General features: G+C 36.4%; 14 protein-coding genes. 12 read left to right on the top strand and 2 right to left on the bottom strand.

The annotated features are described in order from the left end of the window. The 11 genes from QZ276_RS04965 to afpA form a co-directional block, all read left to right on the top strand. Window positions 1-1,163 (top strand): transposase (locus QZ276_RS04965; protein ID WP_292485838.1); only part of this gene is annotated, 1,163 nt, incomplete at its 5' end. Window positions 1,164-1,206: 43 nt separating this feature from the next. Beyond that, a complete protein-coding gene (locus QZ276_RS04960; RefSeq protein WP_292485836.1) occupies window positions 1,207-1,524 on the top strand; it encodes a hypothetical protein in 318 nt (105 codons plus the stop codon). 65 nt (window positions 1,525-1,589) lie between these two features. Then, entirely contained in the window at window positions 1,590-1,712 is a 123-nt protein-coding gene (locus QZ276_RS04955) for a desulfoferrodoxin dfx domain-containing protein (RefSeq protein WP_013195533.1), read from the top strand. A 63-nt stretch (window positions 1,713-1,775) separates the two neighbouring features. Further along, the gene (locus QZ276_RS04950; protein ID WP_013195534.1) at window positions 1,776-2,015 is read left to right on the top strand and encodes a DUF2180 family protein; all 240 of its coding nucleotides are present in this window, start codon (window positions 1,776-1,778) and stop codon (window positions 2,013-2,015) included. 14 nt (window positions 2,016-2,029) lie between these two features. Further along, the gene (locus tag QZ276_RS04945) at window positions 2,030-2,248 is read left to right on the top strand and encodes a DUF2180 family protein (protein ID WP_292485833.1); all 219 of its coding nucleotides are present in this window, start codon (window positions 2,030-2,032) and stop codon (window positions 2,246-2,248) included. A 26-nt stretch (window positions 2,249-2,274) separates the two neighbouring features. Next, window positions 2,275-2,655: a carboxymuconolactone decarboxylase family protein gene (locus QZ276_RS04940; RefSeq protein WP_292485831.1), complete on the top strand. Its 381-nt coding sequence runs from the start codon at window positions 2,275-2,277 to the stop codon at window positions 2,653-2,655. 158 nt (window positions 2,656-2,813) lie between these two features. Next, window positions 2,814-4,166, top strand: coding sequence for a multiheme c-type cytochrome (locus QZ276_RS04935; RefSeq protein ID WP_292485830.1), 1,353 nt, complete (start codon window positions 2,814-2,816; stop codon window positions 4,164-4,166). Between the two features lie 5 nt (window positions 4,167-4,171). Further along, window positions 4,172-4,804 carry a flavodoxin family protein gene (locus tag QZ276_RS04930; RefSeq protein WP_292485828.1) on the top strand — a complete coding sequence of 211 codons (633 nt, stop codon included), beginning with the start codon at window positions 4,172-4,174 and terminating at the stop codon, window positions 4,802-4,804. Between the two features lie 11 nt (window positions 4,805-4,815). Beyond that, on the top strand, window positions 4,816-5,514 hold the full coding sequence (locus QZ276_RS04925) for a ferredoxin--NADP reductase (RefSeq protein WP_292485826.1): 699 nt from the start codon (window positions 4,816-4,818) through the stop codon (window positions 5,512-5,514). 44 nt (window positions 5,515-5,558) lie between these two features. Next, the gene (gene rbr, locus QZ276_RS04920) at window positions 5,559-6,134 is read left to right on the top strand and encodes a rubrerythrin (protein ID WP_292485824.1); all 576 of its coding nucleotides are present in this window, start codon (window positions 5,559-5,561) and stop codon (window positions 6,132-6,134) included. A gap of 20 nt (window positions 6,135-6,154) precedes the next feature. Next, complete coding sequence (gene afpA / locus QZ276_RS04915) at window positions 6,155-6,706, top strand: archaeoflavoprotein AfpA (protein ID WP_292485822.1); 552 nt, start codon at window positions 6,155-6,157, stop codon at window positions 6,704-6,706. A 25-nt stretch (window positions 6,707-6,731) separates the two neighbouring features. On the opposite strand, the gene QZ276_RS04910 is transcribed toward afpA, so the two are convergent. Together QZ276_RS04910 and QZ276_RS04905 are read right to left on the bottom strand one after the other, a co-directional pair. Continuing rightward, a complete protein-coding gene (locus QZ276_RS04910) occupies window positions 6,732-7,583 on the bottom strand; it encodes a hypothetical protein (RefSeq protein WP_292485820.1) in 852 nt (283 codons plus the stop codon). Beyond that, window positions 7,564-8,667, bottom strand: coding sequence for an inositol-3-phosphate synthase (locus tag QZ276_RS04905; protein WP_292485818.1), 1,104 nt, complete (start codon window positions 8,665-8,667; stop codon window positions 7,564-7,566). The genes QZ276_RS04910 and QZ276_RS04905 overlap by 20 nt, the downstream gene beginning before the upstream one ends. 304 nt (window positions 8,668-8,971) lie before the next feature. Between QZ276_RS04905 and QZ276_RS04900 the strand changes: the two genes are divergently transcribed. After that, the coding region (locus QZ276_RS04900; protein ID WP_292485816.1) for a ferritin family protein at window positions 8,972-9,439 on the top strand (468 nt) is incomplete at its 3' end.

Genomic DNA, 9,439 nt, shown 5'->3' with positions numbered 1-9,439 from the left:
TAAATTATGATAAAAACCTTAGCTGGTTGTGTCATATTTCCAAGAACCTATACAACCAGGCAAACTTCATAGTTAAGCAATCTCTAAATGATGAAGGTGATTGGGTAAGATACGAAGAACTAAATAAACAGTTAAAAGGTACTGAAAATTATTCTATTTTACCCACACAAACAGCACAACAGACACTAAAACTGATGGATAAAAACTGGAAATCTTTCTTCCAATCAATTAAAGACTGGAAAAAGAACCCAGAAAATTACTATTCAAAACCCAACCCACCAAAATATAAAAAGAAAAATGGCGAAAATATTCTCACTTTCACAAACCAACAGTGTAGGATAAAAAACGGAGTCATCAAGTTCCCGAAGAAAACGAACCTGCAAGTAGAAACTCGTCTTCAAGATGACACTAAACTAAATCAAGTTCGAATTCTTCCTATGGGAGTTGGTTATAAGTGTGAAATTGTTTACGAGAAGGGTTTAGAAACACCAAATCTAAACGAAGAAAAAATCGCCAGTATCGACCTGGGAATTAATAATATCGTCACTATGGTGAATAACATCGGTGAAAAACCGATTGTTATTAAGGGCGGTGTCGCAAAATCAATAAACCAGTTCTACAACAAAAAAGCTGGAAAACTAAAATCCATTTATGATAAATTAGGCATCAAAAACAGCAAAAAACTGAAAAAACTATACCATAAATATAAAATGAAAATCAATGACTTCTTCCATAAAGCAAGTAAAACGATTGTTGATTTTTGTGTCAAATACAACATCGGCACACTAGTCATTGGATATAACGAAGGGTGGAAGCAAGAAGTGGATATGGGTAAACGCAACAACCAAAAGTTTACACAGATTCCATTTCATAGACTTCTTGAACAACTAAAATACAAAGCCGAAGATGTTGGATTGAAAGTGATTGAGCAAGAAGAATCCTATACATCGAAGTGTTCGTTCCTCGATGGTGAACCAGTTGAGAGAAGGACTTCTTATATTGGTAAAAGAATTAAAAGAGGGCTTTTCCAATCATCTAACGGTATTATAATTAATGCTGATGTAAATGGTGCCTATAATATTATGAAAAAAGCAATCCCTGATTTAGATGGGATAGAGGGTGTAGCGTTACACCCGGTGAGTATATCTCACGAATGTAATTGATAATAAAATTAGTTATCTAATGTTACTAAGTTTATCAATTACAATGACGTACACCTTTAATAAATCCAATAATAAGTTAATCGAAAGGATAATCGATGACAACTACATTCAATTAAATCATCTGTCACTGGATCAGGGGGACAACATACCAGAGCATATAACCGATTCAAACGTTTATCTGATAATTGTTAAAGGTCATATGAAGTTGATACTGGATTTACAGAATACCTGTAATCATTCAGAAGGGTCGATTATCAATATACCATATAATATCAATATATATACTTTTGAACGAGGAACCGGAATACTGGATTTTTTTGTGGTAAAATCCCAAATCCCAGAGAATTTGAAAGTTAATTAATAATTGACCAATATACATATATGTTGGCAGTAGCAAACTAATTGATAGTTGTAGGAGGTGATTAATTGGCAGTATCAAGTGTTGGCGAAAAATATGTGTGTGAAATATGCGGCAATGAAGTAGAAGTCACTGTAGTTGGTGGCGGAGTACTGGTATGTTGCGGAGAAGAAATGGAATTGGTTGAATAAATATAAATCATTGGTAATACATATACTGTTAATTGATAAATAAAAAAACAAAGGAAGATTCTAATGTTATGTTATGACTGTGCTCAGCAAGGAAAAGATGTCGATACAATAGGTATCTGTATTCTCTGTGGGAGAGGTATCTGTAAAGAACATTCGGTACGGGAAGACCTTCCTGTTATGAAAGGCGAATATGACGTGGAATTGGAGTGTGGAATGGGTGTTGAATGTAGTACAAAGGACATGCAGCATTTACCTCAGATGCTTTGTCCAACATGTCATAAAGTAGTCAAGGAGAACTATTAACCGGAGTGATTTTTATGATGAAATGCTATGATTGTATGAATGAAGGTGTAGATAAAGAATCTACAGGAACCTGTACTTTCTGTGGTAAAGGTATTTGTTCTACACATACCAAAAAATTAGAACTTCCCGTATCGGTTGGAACATACCCAAATTTTAAAAGGTTGCCAGAACCGCTTCCAATATTTGTATGCAATGAATGTGCTGATAATATTATAACTGATAGTTTTGATTAAATGATTGATAAAGGGGAGGATATAAAATGACAGATAAAAAAGAAGAACATCTTGAACCAGATGACTTATTAAAAGAAATGGGCGAAAAGATAGGATATACACCACATATACTGGAGATACTTGGTGAACTTGATCCTGACCATCTCACAAGATATAACGCCTGCAACAAAAGGATTTTATCAGATGGCGAGATACCATCAAAATATAAAGTCCTTATGGCACTTGCAGTAGTTGCATCCAAACAATGTGAAAGATGCGCCCAGACACAGATGATAAATGCCATTAATCACGGTGCAACCAAAGAAGAAATCATGGAAACCATGGATGTAATAGGGATAACTTCGGGTGCTCCTGCTGTAGCTGCCTGTAGGGACGCACTGAAATTACTACAGAAAGAAACAGAATAAAATACTCAGTTAAATCCTTACGGTGTTACAAATAACAAATGCCGTTTGTATTTAACCTATCCTTTACTATATTTCTATTTTATTTTTGTTTATTATGGGGGAATTAAATTATCAGAACAATATTTGCTCCGATTTTTTTGGTATTGTTCATTTTATTATTGTCTCCTGTAGTTTTTGCGGCAGAACCAACAAGTCATGGGCAGGTCTCGTCCGACCAGTTTAAAGAATCATCCCGATGTTCCACCTGCCATGGAATAACTCACAGTCAATGGGGCGGTAGTATGCATTCGAATGCATACATAGACCCCTTCTATCAAAAAGAATACCAGGTTGCAAGTGAAGATACAAATGGAAAGACAGATAAATACTGTCTGCGCTGTCACACTCCTATAGGAGTTGCCTCTGGGGAAGCGCCGGGTGAAGAACTGAGCGATGTATCCAGAGAAGGGGTACAGTGTGATTTCTGTCACAGTGTTTCAGGAAATGCAGGAATAGGTACATCAAATGCACCGTTCATCCTGTCCCCAGGCGAAATCCAGAGGGGACCTTTAAAAGAATCCGAATCCACATATCATGATACCAAATATTCCATACTTCACACAAAATCTGAATTCTGTGGAATGTGCCATTATGTAAAAAATTCCAATGGAGTTCTTGTTGATGATACCTACAAGGTATGGAAGAACAGTTCATATTCTTCAGAAGGTACACAGTGTCAGGATTGTCATATGTCTCCCGGAATAACAAATTTTGAACCCAATCCGGGAAGGTCTGCAACAGGGGCACCTAAAAGAGACCATATTTCACTTCATTATTTTGCTGGTGCCAATGCATTTGTTACTGACATACTTGATGAGGAAACTCACAGAAAAAGAGCAATAGAACGTCTGGAAAAGGCAGCTACTATGGATCTGAAATCCCCTGTAAACGCGAGTAAAAACGAAACTGTAAATGTAGAAGTAGCAATAACCAATTCAGGTGCGGGTCATAAAATCCCTACAGGGGTTTCTGAAATAAGACAGATGTGGACACAAATCTCAGTAACCGATGGGAATGGAAACCGAATATACCATACAGGTTTGATGGATAAACAGAGAAATATCGAGTCTGGGACTAATATATTTAACATGATTCTTGGTAATAGCAAGGGTGAACCAACCCTAAAATTCTGGAACGCTGAAACTATTTTGTCTGATGACAGAATACCTCCAGAAGAAACAGTTATTCAAAAACATAATTTTTCAATACCTGCAGATGTAGAATATCCAATAACTGTTAATGCAAAACTACAATATCGTTCAGCACCTCAGGATGTGATAGATAGATTGTTTGGTCGGGGTACACATAAAGTACCAGTAGTAACCATGAACGAAAAAACCAGTCTTATAAGAGACCCAAACGCTTCTCGAGGGTCCTCAGTTACGCCGGGATTTGGAGTAGATGTTTTGATATTAATTTTTTCAATATTGGTGGTAATACTTTATTATAGAAACCATAAAAAGAGGGAATGATAAATATGTCTGATGATAATAATACTATAAAACTGCTGGGTATATCAGGCAGTCCCAGAAAAAAAGCTACTGATTATATAATCCGGGAAGCTTTAAGGCATGCTGAAGAAAAATATTCGGCAGAGACAGATTATTTTTCTGCCAGTGGAAAGGAATTAAAGTTTTGTATCCATTGTGATTATTGTATAAGGACTCAGAAAGGGTGCATCCATGAAGATGATATAGTAGACCTCTACGAAAAGATGAAGTGGGCAGATGCATGGATTATAGGAACCCCTGCCTATCAGGGTACACTCAGTGCCCAGACCAAGACTATAATGGACAGATGTCGTGCGGTTGTTGCTCAAGACCCTAAAGTTTTTTTAAATAAAGTTGGAGCAGCTGCAGCAGTAGGTGGTGATCGTGTAGGAGGTCAAGAGCCTGCAATACAGGCAATTCACAATTTTTATGTAATCAATGAAATGCTACCTGTGTCTGGAGGGTCGTTTGGGTCAAATCTTGGCGGTACATTTTGGTCAAAAGATAAAGGTGGAGAAGTAGTGGGCGAAGATGATGAAGGTCTCAGAGGTCTAAGAAGGACGGTAAAAAAATTGGTTAAAACTGCAATTCTTATGAAACAGGTTGAAAAGCAGGATTAAACGGAGACAACATGGAATTTAGTGAACCGGTAACAGAGGTCATCCAGAGAACTCATGATGTAAAAAGTTTCAGGTTCAATAGACCGGAGGGATTCGATTATAAAGCCGGACAATATGACTTTATAACAATTCCTGTAAATGGAGAAATGGTACACAAACCGTTTACCCTCTCCAGCAGTCCTACTGAAAAGAACCACCTTGAATTTACCAAAAAGTTCACAGGTCATGAATATTCCAATGTACTTGATTCAATGGGTTCAGGCGACCTTTTAAAAATTGATGGACCTTACGGGAAAATGACATTTGAAGGTGATTATGAAAAAATATCCCTTCTTTCCGGTGGAATAGGTATAACACCTATGATAAGTATCTGCAAATACTGTACTGATTTAAACCTTGATACCAGTATTACTCTTGTAAGCAGCTATAAAACCGAAGATGACATTGTATTTTATAGTGAACTGGAAAACCTTCAGAAACTGAATGAGAACCTGAAAGTGGTTATTACTCTGACAAGGGCATCCAGTGAATGGCAGGGTTGCAGGGAACATATTTGTGATAATTTAATAACAAGAGAAATACCAGATTTTAAAGACCATATGTATTATCTATGTGGTCCACCAGGCATGGTGAATTCGGTAGTATCATTGCTGGAAAATCTTGATATCCCACGTAACAAAGTTAAAAAAGAACTCTTTACAGGTTATTAAATATAAAATTATTCAAATTTATATAGTTTGTCTGGAGTTTAAAAATGAAAAGTTTGAAAGGAACCCAGACAGAAAAAAATTTGCTGGCAGCATTTGCAGGTGAATCACAGGCATGCAACAGATATTCCTCTTTTGCGTCACAGGCAAAAAAGGAAGAATATGAACAAATAGCAGCGTTGTTCACAGAAACAGCAGAAAATGAAAAAGAGCATGGCAAAAGGCTTTTTAAGTTTTTGGAGGGAGGAGATACAGAAATAACAGCCACATATCCTTCAGGTGTAATCGGAAATACGCTACAAAATCTTGAATCTGCAGCAAATGGTGAAAATTACGAAAACACTCAAATGTATCCTGAATCTGCAGATATTGCTGAAAAAGAGGGATTTCCTGAAATTGCATCAGTGATGAGAAATATAGCAGTTGCAGAGAAGGGACATGAAGACCGATTCCGTGCATTAATGGATAACATTAATAATGGACAAGTATTTAAAAAGGATGAAACAGTAATATGGAAATGCAGGAATTGTGGCTATCTTCATGAAGGAATGGCTGCACCAGAGGTATGTCCTGCATGTGCGCATCCACAGGTTTATTTTGAACTGTGGACAAAGAATTATTAATTGATTAAGGGAGTGTGATTATGGTAAAGAAAAACCGAATAGCATGGGGTATCACAGGTTCAGGTGACCTCATAAAGGAAACATACAATACAATGGTTGATATTAAATCCAAATCCGACATTGAAACAATGGTATTTCTTTCTAAGGAAGGCGAGACAGTAATGAAATGGTATCAAATGTGGGACAGTATCCAGAAAGATTTTCCCAATTTCAAAACTGAAAATGGACCCAACTCGCCTTTTATAGTCGGACCATTGCAGGTAGGTCATTATGATGCACTGGTTATAGCACCTGCTACATCAAATACAGTAGCCAAAATTGTTTATGGTATAGCAGATACACTTGTGACAAATACAGTGGCACAAACTGCAAAGGGTCAAACCCCTATCTATATGCTACCTGTTGACCAGAAACGTGGGTCTCTGAAATCCTATGCTCCTGGTGGAAGGGAGCTTGAACTCAAAATGCGGGAAATCGATGTATCCAACACCGAGAAACTTGCACAGATGGAAAACATACATATATTGAAAAGTTCTGAAGAGCTCTATGACATACTCGGTGTGCAAAAATAAATAACAATTCTTTTACCTTATTTTTTCAGGCAAATGTATATCCCTCTTTTTTGTAGATATCAGGGATATTTTTCATAAAACAGGAATTAGAAATTTTATCAAGCGCGTTATATGTGGCAATTGTTGCGATAACACTGTCCAGTGCATCCCCCTCCTTATCCTCTACCGCAGATTCTTTAACCTTTAGTGACAAGTTGAATCTGCTGTTGAAATATTCAACTATCCTCATACGGGATTTTTGTTCTTTTTCTGTTTTGCCTTTGTAGGGTATGTAAAGTTGTTTCTGTTTTAATGTGCAGGCAGGACAGATTTCTATCAACCATGACTTTTCATTTTCGAGGGTTTCCATAGGAGGTATAGATACTTGGTTTTCTTTTATCAGGGGGTGTATGATATCTCTGATTCCGTAAAAGGTCTGCCTGTATAGTCGCAGATTGTAAACACAGAAAGGGGCTTTTTTATCAATATCTGTATACCTTTTAAGTTCTTTAAACCTAGTTTTTCTAAGGCATGAATTTCTAAAATCTTCGGGATTATTGAACATATACGCAAAATTCTTGGTGTAGTATTCCCAGTCATATCCATCCATAATTGTTTCTGGTACACCAAACGGCACATCCAGACCGAAAACAGCATTGACGTTTTCAGCAATAAAATCCTTAAGAACAGTGTGGCATAAATACCTGTTTTTTTTTTGCTTGTTATCCAGAAAATCAGATATTTGCCAGCAATTATTAATTAAAAGGTTGTTATCTTGGATAATTCCTTCACTAATCCATATTTTTTTACAGGCGTTTTTTGCACCACTGAAATCTACACCATATACTTTTGTTCTGGGTTTGTTTGACATTTGTAACTTAATAATTCCGTCTTCCATCGATGAACTCATTCGTCATATTATAGGCTTCATCATCCGAATACTGGATTGGTGGATGTTTCATAAAGTATGCAGAGGGCGAATACAGTATTCCGCCTTGATTTCTATCAATGGCAAGTTTACAGCACCTTATAGCATCAATAACAACACCACCTGAATTCGGTGAATCTTCTACAGACAACCTCATTTCAAGATTCATTGGAACATCTCCAAATAGTCGCCCTTCCATTCTCAGAAAACAAACCTTGTTGTCTTTTTGCCATGCTACATAATCACTTGGTCCCACATGTATATTATCATCATCCATTGGTTCATCAAGAACTGACTGAACTGCTTCTGTTTTGGATTTTTTTTTGGAATTGAGTCTATCCCTATTGAGCATATTCAAAAAATCAGTGTTCCCGCCTGTGTTTAATTGATATGTTCTGTCTATTTTAACTCCGCGGTTCTGGAATAGGTGGGACAGAGTCCTGTGGACGATTGTAGCACCAATCTGTGCCTTGATATCATCACCGATTATGGGAATATTTTTCTCATTGAACCTTTCCGACCATTCTGGATTACTTGCAATAAACACCGGCATACTGTTTATAAAAGCGACACCTGCTTCAAGTGCACATTCAGCATAGAAACGGGTTGCTTCTTCAGAACCTACAGGCAGGTAATTAACAAGCATTTCAGTGCCTGAATCTTTGAGTGCTTTTACGATGTCATCTTTATTGGATTCTTTTTCATTGCTGAGAACAAAAGCATTATTGTCACTATAGTTTTCCATGTGGTCTGAATATCCATCAAGTATTTTTCCCATTTTTACTCTGACACCAGATTTAGGAACATCATCACAAAATATGGTGGTACAGTTTGGCGCTTCAAAAATAGCATCAGAAATATCTTTTCCTACTTTCCTTTCATCAATATCAAAAGCTTCTACAACTTCAATATCAGATGGTTTATATCCACCAATTTCCCAGTGCATCAGACCAATGGCTTCTTTATCATTGTTATCTTTGTAATACTCGATACCCTGAATCAATGAACTCGCACAGTTGCCAATCCCTGCAATTGCGATTTTGATTTTGTCCATCACATTACCTCTTAATTACAATAATTATTATACAGAAAAATGTCTCTTTTTATAAATGTTATCCAATCCTTTAATGTTAACAGTTAAATAAAAAGTTTTCTAAATCGAAAAATTTATCAAACAATTTTTGACCGCAGAGAAAAGATTAGTAAATTACATGTGGAAAGGTATTTAAATTTATAATTCTATCCATTCTAACGGGAGATGTGTGGCTTTTAAATCCACATATAGCGTTTAATAATTAACAATATTTTTCTTATAAATTCTTAACCAAGCTTACATGTAAAACTTGAAGGTGAGATAAATGACTAATATCTTGGATGAAATAAATGAAGAAGAACTTAATAACATAGAATCAATGGAAGAAGCAATTGATATGGCAATAAGCCTTGAACAGCAGGGAAGAGATTTCTATATTGAAAAAGCATCCCAGATTAAGAATCCCGGTGTAAAGGATATGTATGAATATCTGGCAGATGAAGAAAAAAAACATGAGCAGTATTTACAGCAACTTAAAAAGGATAATCATCTATCCCCTGTTGTAGAGGGAGAAAAAGCTCCGGATTTCAAGGTGTCATTTTCATCAGAATTTGACGATAGACTGGATGAAATAGGGGTACTTCTCGGTGCTTTGCGGCTTGAGAGAAAGAGTGAAGATTTCTATAAACAACTTGCTGAAATGACCGGTGATATGGAACAGAAACAAATTTTTAAAAATATTGCATCTGTTGAAAGGGGACATTACGAATTAATCGATGGTATTCTGGATAGT

Origin of the sequence: Methanohalobium sp. (assembly GCF_018609725.1) — an archaeon.
GTDB lineage: Archaea > Halobacteriota > Methanosarcinia > Methanosarcinales > Methanosarcinaceae > Methanohalobium.
The sequence above is the reverse complement of the archived record's forward strand: the minus strand, read 5'-3'. Positions and strand labels throughout refer to the sequence as shown.